The organism is Gilvimarinus agarilyticus (assembly GCF_000832015.1).
GTDB classification, from domain to species: Bacteria; Pseudomonadota; Gammaproteobacteria; order Pseudomonadales; family Cellvibrionaceae; genus Gilvimarinus; species Gilvimarinus agarilyticus.
The window spans coordinates 3,620,911-3,641,796 of sequence record NZ_JXCJ01000001.1 but is presented as its reverse complement, the minus strand read 5'-3'; the positions used below and the strand labels follow the sequence as shown (position 1 = coordinate 3,641,796).

Below are 20,886 nucleotides of genomic sequence, written 5' to 3'. Positions count from 1 at the left end.
GGTTATCTTTGCTACTGGATGGCGCGCGGTGCGTCTTGGTACTGTGGGTCATAAACCCGGCGCGAGTCAAAACCGCGTGGGTCGCGCTTGTCAAACAAGCCAAAAGTGATGGTGCTGATCCAGGAGCGATCGTCACTCACATCGCCGTGCTGAAAATTAAACTCGCCGCTTTTGTTAAACGCCGGGTGGTCGGGGTAGTTTAAGCGCAAAACCGCGAGAGTGCGGTCAGACAACTCGTCCATCTCTAGCAGGTGGTAGCCTTGCACCATAACCGCTAGCGCGTCGGGCACCGCTGGCGTTTCTTGGTAGTTTTCCAGCACATATTTACCGCGATTTACCGAGGCGAGGTAGGCGCCGCGCTTAAAGTAGTAGTTGGCCACGTGGATCTCGTAGCGGGCCAGTCGGTTGCGCAGATACAGCATGCGTTTTTTGGCATCGGTTGCGTAGGGGCTATCCGGGTAACGGTTGAGCAGTTGGGTGAAGTAGCTCAAAGACTCCCGTGCGGCCCCCGGATCGCGCTGGGTTTGATCGAGAGGGATGATTTGCGACAGAAAGTTTTCATCCTTGCTGTAGGCGGACAAGCCTTTCATGTAATAAGCGTAATCGACGTTGCGATGCTGTGGGTGCAAGCGGATAAACCGGTCCGCGGCCGCCGTGGCCAGATCTGGCTCGCCAGAGCTGTAGTAGGCGTAGATGAGCTCAAGCTGCGCTTGCTCGGCGTATTTACCAAAGGGGAAGTGCTCTTCCAAAAGCTGCAAAGAGCGAATCGCGCTCTCCCAGCGTGAGCGCTCGAGTTGCTCCTGGGCCGACTCGTACAGGTCAGACTCCGAGGTAAAGTCCTGCTGGTCGTTAGAGGAACACGCACTAAGCAGGACAAAAGACAGACCGGCAATTAAAAAAACTAGGGCTCGCATAGGGTTACAACTCATAATTCGTTATCATCGCAGCGCCAATGGGCACTAAGAGGGTGTGTTAAACGTCCTGAGCTTCGGCCGAACAGGAAAAAATCGGCAAAAAGGCGTAGTTTAGAATAGAGGTTACGTCTTTTAGCGGGTTTTAGCCTTGTAAGGCAGCCGAGCCAGTCACTGTTATACAGTCTCCGAGCCCGCTATTTAAACACAGTCGAGGCCCAAGCCAAAGCAGGCAGGGCTTCGATTAAATCCGTATCACTGGGAGCCAGGTTACGAATGAGCGAAACCATAGAACACAGTGCCACCGTACCGGCCGACATGCACGGGCTGCGCTTAGACCAAGCCGCCACTGCCTTGTTCCCCGATTATTCACGGGCGCGCCTGCAAAGTTGGGTCAAAGACGGGCAACTAACCGTAGATGGCGCCCAGGTTAGGCCGCGCCACAAGCTGTTGGGCGGTGAGCGAATCACCTTGCTAGCCGAGCTGACCCCAGAGGGGGAGTGGCGCCCAGAGGCCATCGATATTGACATTGTCTATGAAGATGACAGCTTGATGGTGATTAACAAAGCGGCCGGTATGGTGGTGCACCCGGCGGCCGGAAATTACACCGGCACCTTGGTGAATGCCTTGTTGCATTATCACCCGGCCCAAGAAAACATCCCCCGGGCCGGAATCGTGCACCGCCTCGATAAAGACACCAGCGGCCTGATGGTGGTGGCTAAGACACTCGGGGCGCATGCTAGCTTGGTGGCACAGTTGCAGGCGCGCACGGTGAGCCGTGAGTACGAGGCGGTAGCCTGTGGCGATATGACTGGCGGCGGCAAGGTAGATGCCCCCATTAACCGCCACCCGCGGTTACGCAAACAGATGGCAGTGGTGAGTCACGGGGGTAAGGAGGCCGTTACTCATTATCGGCTGTTGGCGCGCTTGGGCGGGTACACGCACTTGAGGTTAAAACTCGAAACCGGCCGTACCCACCAAATACGGGTACATATGGCGCATATTCGTCACCCCTTATTGGGCGACCCGGTGTACGGTAAACGCCCCAGTAAGCTACATACTCTGGCGCCTGAGTTGGCGGCCATGCTGCGGGATTTTCCACGACAAGCGCTGCACGCGGCACAACTCGGCTTAGAGCACCCGGTAAGTGGTGAGTACTTGCAGTGGCAAGCGCCGTTGCCTGAGGATATGGCCCAACTGCTGCATGGGCTGCACCACCAAGGAGATTAATGTGCTGCCTGATCATTACTTAGTGCCCGATTGGCCTGCACCGGTGGGCGTTAAAGCGGCGGTGACCACTCGTGTGGGCGGACAAAGCGAAGGCGGATACCGCCGCTTTAATCTGGCGTCCCATGTGGGGGATGCGCCCGAAGCCGTGCTAGCCAACCGCCAGCAACTGTGTGTCGAGCTCGGCTTGGTGCGTGAGCCTCAATGGCTCGAGCAAGTACACGGCGTTAAAGTTATCGAAGCACGGGACGATAACCGTGTACGTACTGCCGATGGCGTATTTACCACGGCCCAGGGCATGCCCTGTGCGGTACTAACAGCCGACTGTCTGCCAATTTTACTGTGCGATCACAGCGGTACTCAGGTGGCGGCGGTACACGCCGGTTGGCGCTCGCTCGCGAGGGGTATTGTGCCTCGCGCTCTGGCCCGTTTTAGCGCCTCCCCCGGGCAACTGATGGCGTGGCTTGGCCCCGCTATATCGGTCGACCATTTTGAGGTCGGCGTCGATGTGATTGAGGCGTTTTTTGAATCGGCCACCAGTGTTGCCCACAGTGATGCCATTGCCGCGGCGATCCGCCCCGGTGCCCGGCCTATGCACTTTTACGCTGATTTATATCAATTAGCTCGTGCCGCTTTAGCCGAGTGTGGCGTGAGCGCGGTTTACGGTGGTGGTGAGTGTACCTATGGCGATACCGAGCGGTTTTACTCCTATCGTCGAGACGGTGCGGCCAGCGGCCGAATGGCTAGCCTCATCTGGTTAACCTAATGCTAACAGCTGCCTCGAGGCGGCTCTGATATAATCGCGATTTTTTGAGCGGAGCCATAATGTCTAAATTCTGGACCGATGTAGTACGTCAGATTGAGCCCTATGTTCCCGGCGAACAACCGAAGATCACCGGGCTAATCAAGCTTAATACTAACGAGAGCCCTTACCCGCCATCGCCGGCGGTGGCTAAGACAGTTGACTCTGACGCGATTGATTTATTGCGTTTGTACCCGGACCCAAATGCGACCGAGCTGACTCAGGCACTGGCCGATTACTACCAGCTCGATTTTGGTCAGGTGTTTGTGGGCAACGGCTCTGATGAAGTCTTGGCTCAGTTGTTTATGGCGTTTTTTCAGGGCAGGGGCCAGCTGCTTTACCCGGATATTAGTTACAGCTTTTACCCTGTTTATTGCGAGTTGTTTGGGGTGCCGGCGACGACTATCCCATTGCGCGATGACTTTAGTTTGGCTCTGGATGATTATCAGGCCGATGCTGCGGGTATTATTTTTCCTAACCCCAACGCCCCCACAGGTATGGGGGTGGCGCTGGATCACATTGAAGCGCTGCTGCGTGCCCGGCCCCATACGCTTGTGGTCGTGGATGAGGCTTATATTGATTTTGGTGGTCAAAGTGCCGCCAGCCTAGTGCCGCATTACGATAACTTATTAGTGGTGCAGACCTTTTCTAAATCCCGTGCCTTAGCGGGCATGCGGGTCGGCTTTGCTCTAGGGCAGCGCGACCTGATTGAAGGGCTTGAACGCGTAAAAAACTCATTTAACTCTTACCCGCTCGATCGCTTGGCGCAGCGGGCGGCAACAGCTGCACTGAAAGACGAGCTCTACTTTCAGGCGTGTTGTGCCAAAGTAGTGGCTACGCGGCAGCGAATGACTGATGCTCTGACTGATTGGGGGTTTCATGTGTTGCCCTCGCAAGCTAATTTTATTTTTGCCAAGCCGCCGGCAGGTATCGATGCGGAGACGCTGGCCTCACAGCTGCGTGAGCACAAGATATTAGTGCGCTATTTTAAACGTGAGCGTATTAGCGATTATTTGCGCATTAGCGTGGGGACCGACGAGCAGACTGACAGCTTACTAAACGTAGTGGAATCGCTGCTGTAGATCGTTTAATGGCAGAGTGTGCGGMGCAATACGGTGGTGTTGCGCGCACTGCGCTTGTCGCTTTACTTGCGCCAATGACAGTATTCTAATAAATTGGAGTTATTAGAGGMCCCGAAAATCATTTTTATGAATATAAAGGGCGCGTTAGGGGGAGACTAGGTTAACGGCTTAACCGGTTTTTTCACAGGGTACGATGGCTTTTATGGCGCTTGCGGTTTTACCGGGCGCTGCGGCTATGGGAATCGTTATATCTCTTGTGGAGAGTTATGCAACACAAACTTAGTGCTGTTGAGCTGATCAGAAAGTATCAAACGCTCTTCAAACAACTTAATCATAAGCAAATCGCTCAGCGCTTAGTGGGGCTTGTCGCGGCGCGCCCCGGAATTGTGAAGGCGGCTTTACTGCTCGACGTTGATGGCGAACTACAGGTGGATTCCGTTGCGCTAAGCTCCGATGAAAACGCCCCCACGACTCACTCTATTAACACGCCACTGGCACAACTAAATAACTTCCCCTCCGATTTTATCTGTCATGGCTTTGCTCAGTCACAAGGCCAGTACATAACGGCAGGTAGTCTCAGTTGTGCCTGTATTCCGGTAGAGGCTATCGATGCGCCGGCCGCCGCTTTTTACCTTGAGTTTTCGGGTGACGAAACCCAACTGCGACAAACTGTTACGGCGCTGGAGCCTATTTGGTTAATTAGCTCGCTGATGGTGCGACAAATTGCCGATATGCGGAGCCTGGCGCTACAATCTGAGCGCAGCAACGATACCGAGCGTGCGTTGTGGGCTAGCGAAACCTACCTTAACGCCATATTGCGGTATTCCCCGGCACTGATTGCGGTCAAAGATTTAAATGGCAACGTAGTCATGGCCAGTGAGCACTACAAACAGCTGGCCAACATAGGGGATGAATCCCTTGTCGGTAAAAAAGCACACGATATTTACCCCGCCCAACTGGTCGAGTCGTTAAAGTCGGTTGAAGCGGCGGCGCTTGATCGTGGCCGCCCTTATGAAACAGAAGTCGACCTGCCGCATAAAGACGGCAGCATTCACACCTATCTGGTGGTGAAGTTTCCGCTCAGTGATCGCAGTGGTGAGGTGTTTGGGGTTTGCACCATTTGTACCGACGTGTCCGATCGAAAACTGGCCGAGAGTGCACTGCGTGAGCAACAGTCGCGGCTGAATTATATGGCATTTCACGATGCCTTGACGTCTTTGCCAAACCGCTCCTTGTTTTACGATCGCATATCCCACGGCGTGGCGCGCTCGGCAAGGGCTGGCAGCAAGCTGGCTCTCATGTTGCTGGACGTCGATCGTTTTAAAATTGTGAATGACAGCCTCGGCCATGACGCTGGTGATATTTTGCTTAAGACCATCGCCAACCGGCTGAATGAAGGCGTGCGCGATATGGACACCGTAGCTCGTTTGGGAGGCGATGAGTTTGTCGTGGTGCTCGAAGGCGTACATGATGTTGAAGATGTCAGGTTTGTTGCGAACAAACTGTTGGTGCAGATCGCCCGTCCCATCGAGGTGTCGGGCCATGAAATATCCATAACGGCGAGTATTGGTATCAGCGTCTATCCCGATGACGGCGACGTTACCGACGAGCTATTAAAAAATGCCGACATTGCAATGTACAAAGCCAAAGAAGCTGGCAAAAACAATTGCCAGTTTTACGCCGCCGGCATGAGTGCCACGGCCGTTAACTACTTGCTGCTAGAGAACGATTTACGGCGCGGTATCGAGCTTGGTCAATTAACGTTGCATTACCAACCGCAAATCGATTTTAACACTGGCCAGTTAACCGGTGTCGAGGCACTGGTAAGATGGCAGCACCCGGAGCGGGGTTTGGTGTCGCCAGCCCACTTTATTCCGTTGGCCGAAGAAACCGGTTTGATTGTACCTCTGGGTGAGTGGGTGTTGCGGGCAGCTTGCTTGCAGCAAAAAGCATGGCTGGACGCCGGGCAAAAGGTGCCGAAAATGGCCGTTAACCTTTCTACGCGGCAGTTTCGTCAGCGCGACTTTCCCGGAAAAGTCGCCACTATTTTGCAAGAGGTTGAACTACCTGCCGAGTATCTGGAGCTGGAAATTACCGAAAGCTGCGCTATGGAGCACGCCGGTGAAACAATCAACCAGCTGAATCAATTACACCAAATGGGTTTGTCGCTATCGATCGATGACTTTGGTACGGGTTACTCATCGCTGGCGTACTTAAAGCGATTTCCAATCAATAAGCTTAAAATCGACAGCAGTTTTATCCACGATTTACCGCTCGATAGCAACGATGCTGCCATCGCCAAATCGATTATCGCCCTGGCGCATAACATGCAGTTAACCGTTGTCGCAGAAGGGGTTGAGCAAGTGGAGCAAGCGGACTGGCTGCGAGAGCAGGGCTGCGATCAGGCGCAAGGTTATTTTTACGCCAAACCGATGTCGGGCGAGAACTTTGTGGAGCACTTTAACGCCCGTGGAGAGTTCTCGTTTAACGCTAATGTGGTATCGCTGCGAGGGTTGGCCTAGCCGCTCCATCACCTTGTTTAATCTTCTAGTGAGTCGTCCTGACCGATAAAGAATGGTTCGTCTTCGTCTCCGGCCGTGCCGAAAGTGTCATGAAAACTGGCCACCTGATCCGCAACCTGATGAATCTTTTTACTGTAATTCGCCAAGTGAAACAACGCCTCGCCCTCGTGCACCAAAGGTAAATTGGTTAAACCGATGACAATTGAGTCGGCTGGCGCCAGTACTGCTTTTTGCCCTAAGCCTACCGGGTCGGCGATGTAGGCCAGCACTGTACCTTTGCTTACCCGGGCGCCTAAGCGAACCATGGAGCGCATAACGCCGCTGTGTGGAGCGCGCACCCAGCGACTATCGTCGGCAATGGTGACCGGAGCGGGTTTAGCCGGGCGGCTTTTGCGCGGTAGCATGCTCAGCTCACGCATAATATTAATGACTCCGCGCGTACCGGCCCGAATACTAAACTCGTCAAATCGTAAAGCCTCGCCCGCCTCGTACAATAAAAATGGAATTCCCCGTTCGGCGGCGGCTTGGCGCAGTGAGCCCTCGCGCAATTGCGCATCCAAAATAACGGGCGAACCAAATGCCAGGGCGAGCGCCTGAGTATCTGGCTGGGATAAGTCTGTACGTATTTGCGGCAGATTAGCGCGATGCCGGGCGCCGGTGTGCAAGTCGATACAGTGACTGGCGTGGCACAGAATTTCGTCAATTAACGTATAGGCGACGCGACCGGCCAAAGACCCTTTTAAGCTGCCCGGAAAACAGCGGTTTAAGTCCCGGCCATCGGGTAGGTAACGAGACTGGTTAAGAAATCCGTGAACATTAACCACCGGAATAGCCAGCAGTGTGCCGCGCAGTTTACTGAGCTGTTTACTGCCTATTACCTGGCGAATGATTTCAACCCCGTTGATTTCATCGCCGTGTACCGCCGCGGTGAGCAATAAGCAGGGGCCAGGCCGCTTGCCGTTGATGACATGCACCGTTAAGCCTACATCGGTGTGGGTATACATCGCCGCAAGTGGAATATCGATGCTTTTGGTTTGCCCCGGCAAGACCTGCTCGCCGCCGATGGTAACAGTATGATTTTGCGCCATGTGTGACTAGCCCTTGCCTTTGGTTCGGTTGGCGTGTGGGCGCGCGTTTTCTTCAATAAACTTTATAATTTCATTGGCCACATCTTTACCGGTTGCGCCTTCGATACCCTCTAGGCCTGGCGAGGAGTTAACCTCCATAATCAAAGGGCCGCGCGAGGAGCGCAGGATGTCTACCCCGGCGACTTTAAGCCCCATGGTTTGCGCCGCTTTAATGGCGGTAGTGCGCTCGTTGGGGCGTAGTTTTACCAGTTGTGCGCTGCCGCCGCGGTGCAGGTTAGAGCGAAACTCACCATCGGGCGCCGTGCGTTGCATTGAGGCGATAATTTTATTGCCGATTACCAAGCAGCGTATGTCGCTACCGCCAGCCTCTTTGATGAACTCTTGGACCAAAAATTCAGCGCGCAACTCGCGAAATGCCTCAATCACACTCTCGGCGGCTTTGGCGGTTTCTGCTAGCACGACGCCTCGGCCCTGCGTACCTTCACAGAGTTTAACAACCAAAGGGGCGCCACCCACTAACTGGATAAGCTCTTTTGTGTTGTGAACATTGTGGGCAAAGCTCGTTCGGGGCATACCGAGGCCTTTGCGCGAGAGCAGTTGCAGTGCGCGCAGTTTATCCCGTGAGCGCCCAAGCGCGACCGACTCGGTGAGGCAGTAAACACCCATCATCTCAAATTGCCGAATCACCGCCAGGCCGTAGTGGGTAACTGAGGCACCAATACGCGGGATGACCGCATCAAACCCCTCTAGCTCTTGGCCGCGATACCAAATAGCTGGCTTTGACGGTGTGATATCCATATAGCATTTGAGGATGTCGATGACGTGAGGCTCGTGCCCTCGCTCTTGGCAAGCCTCGACGAGTCGGCGAGTCGAATAAAGCTTTGCGTTGCGAGATAAAATGGCAATTTTCATTTAGAGTCCTAATTAAATTTAATGGTGATGGCGTGGCACAGCGGCTGCTATCTGGCGGTTTACGGCGCCTGAAACTTGTCGCCACCACACAAAAATGACTGTTGAGGATCGACCGTAAAGTGACCGTTTAAGGTGTTGCGTCCGAGCAGCATGCGAAATGTCATGGTGTCACGGTTGGTCAGCGTCATCTCGGTCAGGATAGTCTGACCTCCGATGGCCAGGGCCGCCTCGATCACGTATCGCACTTCTTTGTGACCGCCCGAGTCGGTAACTTCACGCTGGTCGTGAACGCGGGCCTCGCAAATCACCTCTGGGGCTGGGTTCTTTTGCACTGGGTGCAGGCCAAAGCGAACCCAAGCCTCGCCCTGACGCTCAAATGGCTCGACAAAAAAAGCGTGAAGGGCGGATGTCTTTGCGCCGGTATCGACTTTGGCTTTGATATGCACACCACCTAAGTCAGGTAAGTGTACCCACTCGCGCCAGCCAACAGCGTGATTTAGCTTCTCGGTCATGCGTTATTACTACCTCAAGAGTCGGAACGTCACTTCAGGTCACTATAGCAGTTAACTTATGGAGGATGCTTGTGCCTATTCACCGACTATAGCRCAAACCGTTAGTGCACAAACCAATCGCAGTTTAGACACTAAGAAAAAAGCTAGGTAATGTCAAAAAACTGTGGTAAATAGCGATTGTGAGCTTTAGGGGTGGCCTCTAGTCAGCTCATCGATGTTTGTTCGCGACTCCGCTATTGTTACGAGGTAAAGCTTATGTCCGTGGATCACGATGACGATGCCCTGCTGGATGATGACAGAGAGATAGACTCTGATTCTCCGGTTACTACCGCCAAAGAGAGCAACCTGCGGCAATTAACCATACGGCGCCAGCTGGAGGATCGTCTGGAGCGCCGCAGGCTGAAAGACCAACTTGGCTGTGATGACTTATGGGAGCTTGGTTACTAAAGCCGGGCTAGCAGTAAGCGTCAATTCCTTTCCCCAGAGGCGTTACCCGTCTCTGGGTTTTGTCTTTTATACCTCCAGATAATGACCCAATAGGCCTCATGTTAGCGGTGATATCCGTAAACAGCGGCGCTGCGGTTCGCCCTATGGTCTCTGGTAAGGTAAAGTGGTCATTACACACTGTGTGACACTTTACGGTATATAACGAGACACTCACCCAGCTGGTGTAATAGGTTAGTATAGCGGTAAGTCTATACCTTAATCTTCTGGTACCTGGTGCCATTAATATCAGTCGTTTCTATTGATCTATAATAAGAATAACCGAATGTCGAAGGCGAGCAATCGCTTTTAGCTGTGGCCCGAGGCCGCTTATGCCAACAAAAATGCGATTTGAAAAAGCGTTGCTGGTACTGGTTGTATTGACCGCGGTAGCGATCGTCGGGCAGCGATGGGTGCTGCAAGAAAGCTTTGTCATTGCGCCCGATGAAGGCTTTGATAGCCGGCTCTACGATGATTCCCCCTCGGGAGGCAATAGTGAAGTCGAGGTTCTTGCAAACTCTGGTGAATACTTCGAGTGGCGCTGCCACCTTCGTGAAGGCTTTGCGTACCCCCACTGTGGTTTTGTGGTGCAGCTGACGCCAAGCCATATTAAGGGTGTGGACTTGAGCCGGTATCAGCGCATAAAAATTTGGCTTGACTACACTGGGCCAAACGACAGTGTCCGGATCTTTTTGCGCAACTATGACAGCCGTTATAGCCTTGAGAATGATGAAACCACAACGAAATATAATCAGTTAGAGTTTTCGCCCGCCTTAGATCAAAATTATTATGAGTTTGGTTTTGATGATTTTTTTGTCGCCAATTGGTGGTTACGCGAGAAAGCGATTCCGCCCAATTTAAGTCACCCTGAGTTTGCTAATACGGTTGCCCTTGAGTTGCAGACAGGCTCGGGACATTTACCGGGCGAGCACCATTTTGTGCTGCGCCGCATTGAGTTTATCGGCCAGCGGCTGGATTCGGAAGACTGGTATCTGACGATTATTATTGCCTGGGCGGTACTGATTTTACTGTTTCTTGGCTACCGCATTTTGGAACTCAATGGTGAAGTTCGCGAGCGTAAGCGGCGCGAGCAAGAGCTGCTGGATGTCAATCAGCTGCTGGATAGTCGCTCGCGAGAGTTAGAAGCCAAGGTCAAAATGGACTCGCTCACGGGGGCGTTTAATCGCGATGGTATCGAAGAGTCGATCAAGACTGGTTTGTGGGAGTGGCGCCACAGTGCTAAGCCTTTATCGGTCGTGATGATGGACATCGATCACTTTAAACGTATCAATGATCAATACGGGCACGCGGTTGGCGATGACATTTTGGCGGGTATCTCAGCTTTAGTTAAGCAACATATTCGAGAGACCGATCTCTTTGCCCGCTGGGGCGGGGAGGAGTTTGTGCTGGTGTGCCGTAATACCCGTATCCGATACGCCGAGCAGATAGCCGAGAAAGTACGAATAATGATTGCCGAACATCGGTTTGACCACGGCCTACAGGTTACGGCGAGCTTTGGCGTGGCGTCCTTAACCGGAGGGCAAACGGTGGAACAGCTGTTTAAAGCAGCCGATGATGCGCTTTATCGCGCGAAAGAAGACGGGCGCAACCGTGTGATAGCCGAGACTGGTGATTAGCAATCGCTACCGGTTTAGCATGCGCGAACCATAAAAACGTTTGCTCAATGTATTTACGTCTTTGGGCAGCGGGTACGAAACATTTCGCCGTCCTCAAGCCGTAAGGCGGTTAAACAGCCTCCCCATACGCAGCCGGTATCCAGAGCGATAACGTTACGTGCTGCTGCCCGACCCTCGAGGGCTGCCCAGTGTCCAAAAATTATTTTCTCTTGGCGACAGGCGTGGTGCGGGTGCGCAAACCAGGGCAAAAAGTCATTGGCGCTTACGGCGGTCTTATTGTTAAGGTCCAGCTCACCCTCTGCACTGCAAAAACGCATACGGGTAAAGTAGTTAGTGATTAAACGCAGCCGCGGGTTGCCAATTAGCTTGTTTTTCCATTGGCAGGGCTTGTTGCCATACATGTTAGCCAGGAAGTCATTTATGTAGTCGCTTTGCAACATAGTCTCGACTTCCCTCGCGTGTGCGGTGGCTTGTTCTAGGTTCCAGATTGGCGGGATACCGGCGTGTACCATGGTGTAACCGAGCGATGAGTCGGTGTGCAATAACTTGCAATGACGTAACCAATGGATTAATTCGTCGCAATCGTTAGCGCGTAACAGTTGGTCGAGTGTGTCAAAAGAGCTTTTGCGTTTGTGCCCGTAGGCGACCGCAATAAAGTGTAAATCGTGATTGCCAAGAACGGCGGTAACTGAGTTTCCCAGTGAATAGAGATAGCGCAACGTGGCGAGTGAACTGGGGCCTCGGTTTACCAGGTCGCCGGCAATCCATAATCGATCGTAAGTTGGATCAAATTGAATTTTATCCAACAGTCTCAGCAGTGGGTCCAGACAACCTTGTATGTCGCCAATGGCGTAAGTGCTCATGGTGTATAGGTACGCTAGTGTCGGGTTGCGGTTAATCCATTCATGGTATCAGTGCAGGGCGCCCGGTGGCACCAAGGCAAATGCGGGGATCGGCGCATTAAAACGCTGGCCATCTGGCAGGCAAAACTCATAAGACCCCTCCATAATGCCCGCAGGCGTGGCGAGTATCGCGCCACTGGTGTAAGTATAGCTATCGCCGGCATCAATGTTGGGTTGCTCCCCGATGACGCCAAGCCCCTGTACTTCTTGCACCTGGTCGTTCGCGTCGGTGATCACCCAGTGGCGGCTTAACAGCTGTGCAGGGTGTTGGCCGTGATTGCGGATGGTAATTGTGTAGCGAAACGCATAGCGCTGTTGCTCGGGCTGAGATTGCTCGGCTAAAAAGCCTGTATTCACCTCAATGGCAATGTCGTTCGGTAGTGAGCTGGTATTATCTGTCATCTTGAATGTACTTAGGGTCCTTTAGGCGCTCGTCTATGGCATCGCTAAGGGCGATGAACTCTGCCATGGTGAGTTGCTCGGCTCGCTTTGATATGTCCACGGGTAAATCATCCATGTCGGTCACATCGAGTAGGCTTTTAAGCGCGTTGCGCAGGGTTTTACGGCGCTGGCCAAATGCAGCGGTAACGAGTTTTTCCAGTGTTCTAATATTGCCTACGGTGTGTGGCAGCTCGCGGTAGGGCGTGATGCGGACAATGGCCGAATCTACTTTAGGCGCTGGGTCAAATGAGCCCGGTGGTACGTCAAACAATGGCTCCACGCGACAGTAGTATTGCACCATCACTGAGAGCCGGCCAAACGCTTTTTCACCAGGGCTGGCGGCGAGCCGTTTAACCACCTCTTTTTGCAGCATAAAGTGCATGTCCTGCACTTTATCGGCAAAGCTGATCAGATGAAATATCAGAGGCGTAGAGATGTTATAGGGCAGGTTGCCGACAATACGTAATGGTTTGTTGGCGCCCTCTAAGCTTGCAAAGTCAAACTTTAGAGCGTCTGCCTGGTGCAGGGTAAAGCCCGGGTATTTTTCAAAGCGGACCCGCAACCAGGGTACTAGGTCCCGGTCGAGCTCGATAACGTGCAGGGTTTCGGCGCTGACCACCAGAGGCTCGGTAAGGGCACCTTGGCCGGGTCCAATCTCAACGATAGTCTCGCCCGGGCGTGGGCGTATGGCACTGGCAATACGCTGAATGACGCCATGATCGACTAAAAAGTTTTGCCCAAATCGCTTGCGCGCACGGTGGGGCGAGCCGGGGGTGAAAGATGTTTTCATTGGCTGGCCTCGCGCCGGGCATGAATCATAGTTTGGGCGTAATCGATGGCGGTTAACAAGCTGCCGTGATCGGCGCTGCCACTGCCGGCTAGGTCAAGGGCGGTGCCGTGGTCGACGGATGTGCGGATAATGGGCAACCCCAGCGTAATATTAACCGCCCGGCCAAAGCCTTGATATTTAAGCACAGGCAAACCCTGGTCGTGGTACATGGCCAGCACGGCATCGGCATTTTGCAAATATTTAGGCGTAAACAGCGTGTCAGCCGGAAGTGGGCCCGTTAAATCGTAGCCCTCGGCGCGCATCTGGTTTAGTAGCGGCTCAATGGTGTCGATCTCTTCGTGGCCCAGGTGCCCCCCTTCACCTGCATGGGGGTTTAAGCCACACACTAAAATTCGCGGCTGCGCAATGCCAAATTTATGCCGCAAGTCGTGCGCGGTAATGCTAATAATCTCGCGCAGTAAATGAGCGGTGATGGCGTCGGCCACGTCTCTGAGGGGAATGTGGGTTGTGGCCAGCGCCACTCTTAATCCTTCGGTGGCCAGCATCATAACCACCCGCGGAGTATCGGTATGCTCGGCCAGGTATTCGGTGTGCCCACTAAAAGCGACCCCGGCATCATTGATAACACCTTTGTGTACGGGGCCGGTTACCAATGCGTCAAAATGACCAGCTTTACAGCCAGCAATAGCGGTATCAAGGGTGTTAAGTACGTAGCGGGCGTTGTCGCTGTTAAGGCGGCCGGGCGCCGCCTCGGTCGCAAGTGCTACCGGCAGTACATGCAAAGAGCCCGCGCTTGGGCTACGCGCCGGGTCGTCGAGCTTAACCGTCACGATGTCAACGCTAACGCCTAAAAGCTCTGCACGCGCTTTTAGGAGCTCAGGGTCGGCGATAACGACCAGCTCGTCGCGACCGGTACTTTTGCTTAGCGCCAGTACTAAATCGGGGCCAATGCCAGCGGGCTCCCCGGGGGTAATAGCGATGCGTGCGATTGGCTGGCTCATTAAACGCCGCTGCCCTCGCCAGTTTCGTCCAGCTCTTTAATGTCGAGGTAGGCATTTTCGCGCAGCTCTAGCAGCCACACTTGCAACTCTTCATCAAAACGGCGCTCGCGCATCATCTGGGCGGCTTTATTGCGAATTACGACGTCGCTCATGTCTTCTTGGCGACGGTCGGTTACCTGCAGAATGTGCCAGCCAAATTGGCTTTTAAAGGGGCCGGTAATTTCATCGATTTCGGTAGTGGCCATGGCGTTTTCAAACGCGGGCACAAACATGCCGGGGCTGGCCCAGCCCAAGTCACCGCCTTCGAGCATTGAGCCAATATCTTCAGAGTTTTCCCGGGCGAGTTCGGCAAAGTCTGCGCCGTCTTCGATTTGGGCTTTAAGCTCGGTGAGTTTTTCCTGGGCGGTCTCGTCGTCCATGATCTCGGAGGTTTTGATCAGAATATGACGAGCCTTGGTTTGTTGTACTAATTGCTCGCCGCCGCCGCGTTGCTCGATATTTTTAATCAGGTGAAAGCCGGCTCCGGAGCGGATTGGTTCGGAAACATCGCCGACCTCCAGATTGCTGACGACGTCGCTAAACAGCTCGGGTAGTTGCGCCAGTTTGCGCCAGCCTAAATCGCCGCCTTCCAGTGCGGTTTGGTCGTTTGAGTGGGCGATGGCCATTTGGCTAAAGCTCTCGCCGTTTTGCAGTTGCTGATAAATGTTATTGACCTTAGTCTCGGCCTCGGCAACATCCTCTGGGCTGGCCGAAGAGGCAACGCTAATCAGAATATGGCCCAGGTGGTAATCGGGCGAGGTGGCGAATTTGCCGTCGCTGGAGGCGAGAAAATTGTCGATTTCTTGCTCGGTCACACGAATGCGGTTATTGACCACACCTTGCTGAACCTGGTTGATCAGCAGGTCACGGCGTATTTTTTCGCGCAACTGTGCGAGCGACATGCCTTCATTTGCGAGGTCGGCCGCAAGCTCGTCGAGAGACGAAAAGCCGTTGCTGGCCATGACTTGTTGTATGGTTTGGTTGAGCTGTTGATCTGAAATTTCCATGCCGTAGCGGGCGGCTTCTTCGAGCTGGAGTTGCTCCAAAATCAACTGGTCGAGAATTTGTTGATCCAGCACATCCATGGGAGGGAGTTGTTCGTACTGACCTTGCAGCCGCTGCAATACGGAGTTTTTACGCTCGTCGAACTCGCTTTGCAAAACCACGCCCTGATCGACAACGGCAATCACGCGGTCGAGAATCTGGGTTTCTGCCTGCGCAAAGGTCGCGGCAGCGCTGATTGTGAGGGCACCCACCCATTGCATGAGAGGGGCTGCCAAGCTTGTTTTATTCATAGTCATCACTGTTTGATTATCGTAAGTTTTGTTCGCGTTCGTCGTAACCTAAAATGGTTTTACCCAAGAGGCTGCCGACGCGCTCGCTGATGCTGGCCAGTCCTTTGAGCTGAATATCGACGAAAATACCGTCGTCGTAATCGTTTTCTTCTACGGTGTTAAGGATCGTGCCGTCGTTGTAGTCAAAGTTCAGCCATTTGCGCCACAACAGGCGAACCCGGTAACAGCAGTCGCTGTATTCGAACCCGGCAAAGGTGTCGAGTTCCTGCTCGTAGGTTAAATCGTAGTTGGCGCGGGCGATAATGCTCCAGCTGTTGCTCACTGGGATAAACGCTCCGACATCCAGCTGGTTACGGCTGCGATCGAGAAGATCATCCGGATCGATCTCTTCGTCTACATCAAACTCTGTGACATTGCGCTTGTAGGTGTATGTCAGGCTGATCAAGCGGTCAGAGTCATCGGCGTACTCAATGGTGGCGCCGGCGTTAGACACTTCGCTTTTATGCTGATCGTACAGCACATCGCCGCTCACTTGCAGGTAATCGCCCGCCCGGGCGGCGATACGACCGGCAAACTCGGACTCGGCGTAGGTTTCTTCTTCGGGCTGATTGTTGGGGTTAAGGGCCACGCGAGGGGCTTTAAAGCGGTAAATTTGGCCCACGCTCAGCTCCAAATGCTCGAGCCCGGTTACCGGTGAAATAAACCGGCTGGTTAAGCCTGCGCTTACTTGGTTGGCGTCGTCGATACGGTCATAACCGGAAAATCGCGTGGTGCGAAACAGCTGGTTGTAATCGAAGGTGACGTACTTGGTGTCAAACTCGATGTACTTGTTGCTGTCGTTAAGCGGCGAGTAGATTTCGGAGTGATCTTCGTAGTCGCTGTAAAAATAAAACAGGCGCGGCTCGAGGGTTTGGATAAATTCGGTGCCGCCGAGGTTGCCAAAGCGCTCAAAGAACATACCCATATCGATGCTGCCCTGGGGCACGACCAGCGACGGCGAATCGTTGTAGATGGCTTCGTCCGGCTCGCGCCCTTCTGGGTCGTAATCGGCTTGTTCTAGTTGATAGCTGAGGGTTTTAACCCCGACCCGTGGGCGAAAAAAGCCCCACTGCCAGCGTTTGTCCCAGGTTAGCCCGTAATCGGTGTTAAAACGATCGCCCACCACTAAACGGTTGGTGGCGCGGTCATAGTACTCGGTAACATCAAAGCTGGTGAATTGGTTGTCGAGATCCAGCTGCCAGTCGCCAAAGCGAAAATCACCATTGGCAAACAAGTGTGGTATTTGTTTGTAGGGCTTTTGCTTTGACTCATTCAGGTAGCGGATTTCTTCGGCGCTGGCGCCGATCTCCCAGGCATCGCCGTTATAGCTGACCTCGCCAAATTTGCTTATGCGCGACTGGCGCGATACATCGATATCACTACTGGTAATGTCTCGCAGGTAATCGGCGTCGCTGATATCGGTATAGTCGATGCGGGTTTTTAGCCGGCTGCGCTTGCCGCCGGTTTGATCGAGGTTGATCATCCAGCGATCGTCGCCCTTGTGCGGGTAGGCCTCTTCGGGAGTTTTCTCGCCCGAGGCAATGTCGTTCTCAGCCTGGCGATCGTAGCCACCTTTGTCGCCTCCCAGAAAGCCCCCGGAGAGCTGGGTGTAAAAGTACGATGACAGGTGTCTGACGGTGCCGTCCCATAGTGTGCCGCGCTCTTCCATGTAGCGGGGGGTAATGGTGGCGTCCATCTGCGGAGCAATGTTCCAGTAAATGGGCTGAGCATACTCTATGCCGTTGCGCGAACTGGTGCTAAACGAAGGAAACAACAAGCCACTTTTGCGCTCATCGCCTATAGGGAATGCCAGATAAGGCATGTAAAACACAGGGATGTCTTTAATAAGTAATCGTGCGTGTTTGGCGGTGCCGTAGCTATCGTCCGGGTGGATTTCGACCTCGGAGGCTTCCATGCGCCAGAACTCGTGATCCGGCTCGCAGGTGGTAAAACTGCCATCGCTAAGGCGTATGAGGCGGTCGCCAAACTTCTCCAGTTTGCCGGCGCGGCCGTGTAGGCGCGATTCATGGAGCACGAATTCGGCGTTGTCGATCAGTGCGTCACCGCTATCGCGCTCCATTTTTGCTTTGTCGGCCAAAATCAACAGGCCATCTTCCCGGATCGTTACCTCTTGGTCGAGCGTTAAGTCGCCGGTTTCGGTGTTTAGCTCGGCGCGGTGGGTACGCAGCATGCGCACCCCTTGGCGAAGCTCGACGTTACCCTCGAGGACGATGGCTTGCCCGCCACTAGATGAAGTGTGATCGGCATTGGCCTCAATGTCGGTCTCCTCAATAGGGGGGGCATTGGGGTCAGGCTGATAAGGGTTAACGTAAGCACCACAGCAACCGGCGGGAAGGGTTTCAAGCTCTTCTTCCAACAGTTGGTCACGCGGTACCCAGTCGATGCGACCGTAACTGGCCTCGTGTTTATGGTCGGCGGCGAGAGTAGGTTGGCTCAGTGTTGAGAGCGCCAAAAATGTCAGTGTCGCCTCTTTAAAACGTGGCAGCTTTAGGCCAGATGCTTCAGCAGTGCGTTGTAGACGGTAACGGAGGTGATGGTCTCGATCGGCCATTGAGAGGTCTCTACTATCCTTAAATAACGGGCGCCCTGATACGACAATGCGCCAGGCGGCGAGCAAGCAGGCTCAAGCCGCCGCGCATATTAAGGCGGTCATTCTACTGCATTAACGCAGCTCTAGGGAAACCGAATTCACAGCGTACGTGGTTGGCCCAGCGGTGTGGTTAATGGCTCCGCAGGCGTTGCCATAAGCGGCTTAGCAAGCTGCCCGGTGCCGCGTTCGGGGTGTGTGACTCGGGGGTCGGGCGATATAAGTCACCGGTGTAAAGTAGTGCGTGCTCATTGCGCTCAGTGCTGGCACTGACCTCGACTCGGGCGCGGGTAACATTTTTGGGGAGTTGGTAGCGAAACTCCCAGCCTGAAGATGCCAGGCGGGAGTCGGCAAACACGCGGGCGACATCTTCGCGGGTTTTACCGCTAGGGCAGGCTACTTGCTGGCCGTTTACCGTGATGTGGATGTGTTCAAGGGGCCCGTCATCCACAGACGCTGCCCAACCTCTTAGGTAGAGCTCACCACCTGCGCTAAGGGTGCGCTCATCCACCCAGCCCCAAGGGCCACGGCGAAAGTTTTTCAGAGCACTTAAGTCGCAGCCCACGCCTCCGGCGACCACATAAATGTCCTGCTCGTGGGCGAGTGCGCGTGGAATACGGTAGTAGGTTTGGCCGGCGCCGCAGACGCTCTCGATCATGTTGCGCACAAAAGTTTCGTTGACGTAAGTGGTGCCGTACAGGCTGGTGTCCAGATCGGCATTTTCGCTTTGAGGCCAAAACAAATAGCCTTCATCCGTGGGGAACTCATGCCCTTCGGGTACTAAGCAGGCGTCGTGCACGCTAAAGCACAAGACCCCTTCGGGGCTAAGTGATTGGTGAAGCCGCGCCAGCCAATCGCGAAATAGGGTTTTGGGTAGGTGAGAAAACAGCGAAGCTACCCAAATAACGTCGTATTGCATCGGCGGTTGAAAATCTTCAGCGGCGCCGTGCGAGGCAATGGTTGACACCTTAAACGTCTCTTTCACGTACGCGAGTGCACCGGCTTGTATCTCAGCGGCATACAGGTTGTGCCGGGGCAGGTATTGCGACATAAACCGAAGCAGGCGGCCATACCCGCAGGCAAAGTCCAGCATGGTTAGCTTGTCACGACCTTCGGGGTAGAGCAGCTCGAGAATCTGTTGTGCGGCACTGAATTGCTGCAAGCCTACGTTATAGTATTGGCTGAGAGCCGCGTTCGCATCCAAGTGGTGTTGTAGCGAGTGGTTCAGCATTTGGTCGGCGGGGTGAATCTCAGTTACTAAAGGAGCATCGTTACCTGCGGTTGAGTTGGGCAGACCTGGGCAATGACGTAAAATCACGTCGCGAAAATAATCTGTATTACAAAGGGCGGTGGTTTTATTTTTTAGCTCGTCTAGCGTTGGGGTATCAGCTGTTGTCATGTCCAGTGCCGGTCCTGATAATCGTGTTGTTCGATAGCGAATGCTACCATGTTTCGCTAGATGACAAGGTGCGTTGGTGGGTATAGTTGGCGGTAAATTACGGGCTTCGTTGGCCGGAGACCATAGGTGTAATAGAGGTGACGATTGAGCGTTAAGCAAGAGCGGGAGCAGGCGTTACAGGCCTGGGTGAGTGAGACCTTAGGTCGCCCTGTGGTGCTAGAGCCACGCGGTGGTGATGCGGGCTTTAGGCGCTACTACAACATTCCCGATGCCTCTGCGCTACTGGCCGTTGACGCCCCCCCGGCTACCGAAAATACCCGGCAGTTTTTAAAAGTGGCCGAGTTGTTGCGCACCTGCGGCGTGGCTGTGCCTCAGGTGGCCGCGGTGGATATTGAACGAGGGTTTGTGCTGGTGGAAAGCTTGGGGCGGCGCGAGTTTGGTACTGAGCTCGATGGTGATAATGCCCTTGTGCTTTACGGTGAGGCATTGTTTACCCTGCTGGCCATCGCCCAGGCGCCTATTCATTCAGAGATGTTGCCACGCTTTGATGCAGCCTTTATACGGCGCGAGCTGGGGTTATTTGTGCAGTGGTTTACTGGGCCGCTGTTAGGGCTGAGCTTGGCTCCAGAGGAGACGACTCTGCTAGAGGCGACGTTCGATCGATTGGTAGATCGAGCGGTTAAGCAGACGCAGGTAATGATGCACCGGGACTTTCACTCGCGCAATTTGCTCGTCAAAGCCGACAATAGCTTGGGGGTGATCGATTTTCAGGATGCCGTGGTGGGGCCTGTGACTTACGATCTGGCCTCGTTGTTGCGCGATTGTTATGTGCGTTTACCCCCGGCCGAGGTGCGCCGTTGGGCGTTGGCCTATGGTGACATGGCTTTGGATGCCGGCATTATGGAGCGTATCTCGGCCGATGACTTCTTATGCGACTTCGATTGGATGGGGCTGCAGCGCCATATAAAGGTACTGGGGATTTTTTCACGGTTGCATCTGCGTGATGGCAAATCGAACTATTTACCGGATTTACCCCGGGTGATTGGCTATGTGCAAGAGGTGGCCGATCTGTATCCAGAGCTGCAAGATTTTGCCGCCTGGTTTCGTGCGCGGGTTGTGCCGGCGTGCGAGGCGCAAAGCTGGTACTGCCCGCAGTCGCCTTTTGATGTAGACGTAAGGAGTTTGCTGTGAAGACT

18 protein-coding genes are annotated in these 20,886 nt (G+C 54.0%); 7 read left to right on the top strand and 11 right to left on the bottom strand.

The window, feature by feature from the left end:
- Positions 1 to 11: 11 nt before the first annotated feature.
- Positions 12 to 914, bottom strand: coding sequence for an outer membrane protein assembly factor BamD (locus SD69_RS15755; protein ID WP_232301225.1), 903 nt, complete (start codon positions 912 to 914; stop codon positions 12 to 14).
- 273 nt (positions 915 to 1,187) lie between these two features.
- Between SD69_RS15755 and rluD the strand changes: the two genes are divergently transcribed.
- From rluD to SD69_RS15735, 4 genes are all read left to right on the top strand, one after another.
- Positions 1,188 to 2,141, top strand: coding sequence for a 23S rRNA pseudouridine(1911/1915/1917) synthase RluD (gene rluD, locus SD69_RS15750; protein ID WP_041523967.1), 954 nt, complete (start codon positions 1,188 to 1,190; stop codon positions 2,139 to 2,141).
- Position 2,142: 1 nt separating this feature from the next.
- The gene (pgeF, locus tag SD69_RS15745) at positions 2,143 to 2,904 is read left to right on the top strand and encodes a peptidoglycan editing factor PgeF (protein ID WP_232301224.1); all 762 of its coding nucleotides are present in this window, start codon (positions 2,143 to 2,145) and stop codon (positions 2,902 to 2,904) included.
- A gap of 59 nt (positions 2,905 to 2,963) precedes the next feature.
- Positions 2,964 to 4,022, top strand: a complete 1,059-nt coding sequence (gene hisC / locus SD69_RS15740; RefSeq protein ID WP_041523966.1) for a histidinol-phosphate transaminase — start codon at positions 2,964 to 2,966, stop codon at positions 4,020 to 4,022.
- A 266-nt stretch (positions 4,023 to 4,288) separates the two neighbouring features.
- Complete coding sequence (locus SD69_RS15735; protein WP_041523965.1) at positions 4,289 to 6,544, top strand: putative bifunctional diguanylate cyclase/phosphodiesterase; 2,256 nt, start codon at positions 4,289 to 4,291, stop codon at positions 6,542 to 6,544.
- A gap of 17 nt (positions 6,545 to 6,561) precedes the next feature.
- Here the strand turns inward: SD69_RS15735 and SD69_RS15730 are convergent, their stop codons facing one another.
- Genes SD69_RS15730 through SD69_RS15720 form a run of 3 tightly spaced genes read right to left on the bottom strand, consistent with a single transcriptional unit; the run spans position 6,562 to position 9,056 of the window.
- A complete protein-coding gene (locus SD69_RS15730) occupies positions 6,562 to 7,632 on the bottom strand; it encodes a succinylglutamate desuccinylase/aspartoacylase family protein (protein WP_041523964.1) in 1,071 nt (356 codons plus the stop codon).
- 6 nt (positions 7,633 to 7,638) lie between these two features.
- Positions 7,639 to 8,544, bottom strand: coding sequence for a 30S ribosomal protein S6--L-glutamate ligase (rimK, locus tag SD69_RS15725; protein ID WP_041523963.1), 906 nt, complete (start codon positions 8,542 to 8,544; stop codon positions 7,639 to 7,641).
- A gap of 59 nt (positions 8,545 to 8,603) precedes the next feature.
- Positions 8,604 to 9,056, bottom strand: a complete 453-nt coding sequence (locus tag SD69_RS15720) for an ATP-dependent zinc protease family protein (RefSeq protein ID WP_041523962.1) — start codon at positions 9,054 to 9,056, stop codon at positions 8,604 to 8,606.
- A gap of 255 nt (positions 9,057 to 9,311) precedes the next feature.
- Between SD69_RS15720 and SD69_RS15715 the strand changes: the two genes are divergently transcribed.
- Positions 9,312 to 9,503: a PA3496 family putative envelope integrity protein gene (locus tag SD69_RS15715; protein WP_041523961.1), complete on the top strand. Its 192-nt coding sequence runs from the start codon at positions 9,312 to 9,314 to the stop codon at positions 9,501 to 9,503.
- 368 nt (positions 9,504 to 9,871) lie between these two features.
- Positions 9,872 to 11,176: a GGDEF domain-containing protein gene (locus SD69_RS15710; protein ID WP_041523960.1), complete on the top strand. Its 1,305-nt coding sequence runs from the start codon at positions 9,872 to 9,874 to the stop codon at positions 11,174 to 11,176.
- A 53-nt stretch (positions 11,177 to 11,229) separates the two neighbouring features.
- On the opposite strand, the gene SD69_RS15705 is transcribed toward SD69_RS15710, so the two are convergent.
- From SD69_RS15705 to SD69_RS15675, 7 genes are all read right to left on the bottom strand, one after another.
- The gene (locus tag SD69_RS15705; protein ID WP_041523959.1) at positions 11,230 to 12,039 is read right to left on the bottom strand and encodes a symmetrical bis(5'-nucleosyl)-tetraphosphatase; all 810 of its coding nucleotides are present in this window, start codon (positions 12,037 to 12,039) and stop codon (positions 11,230 to 11,232) included.
- A 48-nt stretch (positions 12,040 to 12,087) separates the two neighbouring features.
- Positions 12,088 to 12,480 (bottom strand): Co2+/Mg2+ efflux protein ApaG, encoded by a 393-nt coding sequence (gene apaG / locus SD69_RS15700; RefSeq protein ID WP_041523958.1) that lies wholly within the window; start codon positions 12,478 to 12,480, stop codon positions 12,088 to 12,090.
- Positions 12,470 to 13,309, bottom strand: coding sequence for a 16S rRNA (adenine(1518)-N(6)/adenine(1519)-N(6))-dimethyltransferase RsmA (rsmA, locus tag SD69_RS15695; RefSeq protein ID WP_041523957.1), 840 nt, complete (start codon positions 13,307 to 13,309; stop codon positions 12,470 to 12,472). The genes apaG and rsmA overlap by 11 nt, the downstream gene beginning before the upstream one ends.
- A complete protein-coding gene (pdxA, locus tag SD69_RS15690) occupies positions 13,306 to 14,310 on the bottom strand; it encodes a 4-hydroxythreonine-4-phosphate dehydrogenase PdxA (RefSeq protein WP_041523956.1) in 1,005 nt (334 codons plus the stop codon). The genes rsmA and pdxA overlap by 4 nt, the downstream gene beginning before the upstream one ends.
- Complete coding sequence (locus SD69_RS15685) at positions 14,310 to 15,644, bottom strand: peptidylprolyl isomerase (protein WP_332307917.1); 1,335 nt, start codon at positions 15,642 to 15,644, stop codon at positions 14,310 to 14,312. The genes pdxA and SD69_RS15685 overlap by 1 nt, the downstream gene beginning before the upstream one ends.
- A gap of 16 nt (positions 15,645 to 15,660) precedes the next feature.
- Positions 15,661 to 18,255 (bottom strand): LPS-assembly protein LptD, encoded by a 2,595-nt coding sequence (locus SD69_RS15680; RefSeq protein ID WP_052481247.1) that lies wholly within the window; start codon positions 18,253 to 18,255, stop codon positions 15,661 to 15,663.
- Positions 18,256 to 18,424: 169 nt separating this feature from the next.
- Positions 18,425 to 19,690 (bottom strand): class I SAM-dependent methyltransferase, encoded by a 1,266-nt coding sequence (locus SD69_RS15675; RefSeq protein WP_052481246.1) that lies wholly within the window; start codon positions 19,688 to 19,690, stop codon positions 18,425 to 18,427.
- Positions 19,691 to 19,834: 144 nt separating this feature from the next.
- Here SD69_RS15675 and SD69_RS15670 point away from each other — a divergent pair, with 144 nt between their 5' ends.
- Positions 19,835 to 20,881, top strand: a complete 1,047-nt coding sequence (locus SD69_RS15670; protein ID WP_198144116.1) for an aminoglycoside phosphotransferase family protein — start codon at positions 19,835 to 19,837, stop codon at positions 20,879 to 20,881.
- The last annotated feature ends 5 nt before the right edge of the window (positions 20,882 to 20,886 follow it).

Coding starts and splice junctions, on each gene's coding strand:
- SD69_RS15755 (WP_232301225.1), bottom strand. CDS start 914: ATGCGAGCCCTAGTTTTTTTAATTGCCGGTCTGTCTTTTGTCCTGCTT.
- rluD (WP_041523967.1), top strand. CDS start 1,188: ATGAGCGAAACCATAGAACACAGTGCCACCGTACCGGCCGACATGCAC.
- hisC (WP_041523966.1), top strand. CDS start 2,964: ATGTCTAAATTCTGGACCGATGTAGTACGTCAGATTGAGCCCTATGTT.
- SD69_RS15735 (WP_041523965.1), top strand. CDS start 4,289: ATGCAACACAAACTTAGTGCTGTTGAGCTGATCAGAAAGTATCAAACG.
- SD69_RS15730 (WP_041523964.1), bottom strand. CDS start 7,632: ATGGCGCAAAATCATACTGTTACCATCGGCGGCGAGCAGGTCTTGCCG.
- rimK (WP_041523963.1), bottom strand. CDS start 8,544: ATGAAAATTGCCATTTTATCTCGCAACGCAAAGCTTTATTCGACTCGC.
- SD69_RS15720 (WP_041523962.1), bottom strand. CDS start 9,056: ATGACCGAGAAGCTAAATCACGCTGTTGGCTGGCGCGAGTGGGTACAC.
- SD69_RS15715 (WP_041523961.1), top strand. CDS start 9,312: ATGTCCGTGGATCACGATGACGATGCCCTGCTGGATGATGACAGAGAG.
- SD69_RS15710 (WP_041523960.1), top strand. CDS start 9,872: ATGCCAACAAAAATGCGATTTGAAAAAGCGTTGCTGGTACTGGTTGTA.
- SD69_RS15705 (WP_041523959.1), bottom strand. CDS start 12,039: ATGAGCACTTACGCCATTGGCGACATACAAGGTTGTCTGGACCCACTG.
- apaG (WP_041523958.1), bottom strand. CDS start 12,480: ATGACAGATAATACCAGCTCACTACCGAACGACATTGCCATTGAGGTG.
- rsmA (WP_041523957.1), bottom strand. CDS start 13,309: ATGAAAACATCTTTCACCCCCGGCTCGCCCCACCGTGCGCGCAAGCGA.
- pdxA (WP_041523956.1), bottom strand. CDS start 14,310: ATGAGCCAGCCAATCGCACGCATCGCTATTACCCCCGGGGAGCCCGCT.
- SD69_RS15685 (WP_332307917.1), bottom strand. CDS start 15,644: ATGAATAAAACAAGCTTGGCAGCCCCTCTCATGCAATGGGTGGGTGCC.
- SD69_RS15680 (WP_052481247.1), bottom strand. CDS start 18,255: ATGGCCGATCGAGACCATCACCTCCGTTACCGTCTACAACGCACTGCT.
- SD69_RS15675 (WP_052481246.1), bottom strand. CDS start 19,690: ATGACAACAGCTGATACCCCAACGCTAGACGAGCTAAAAAATAAAACC.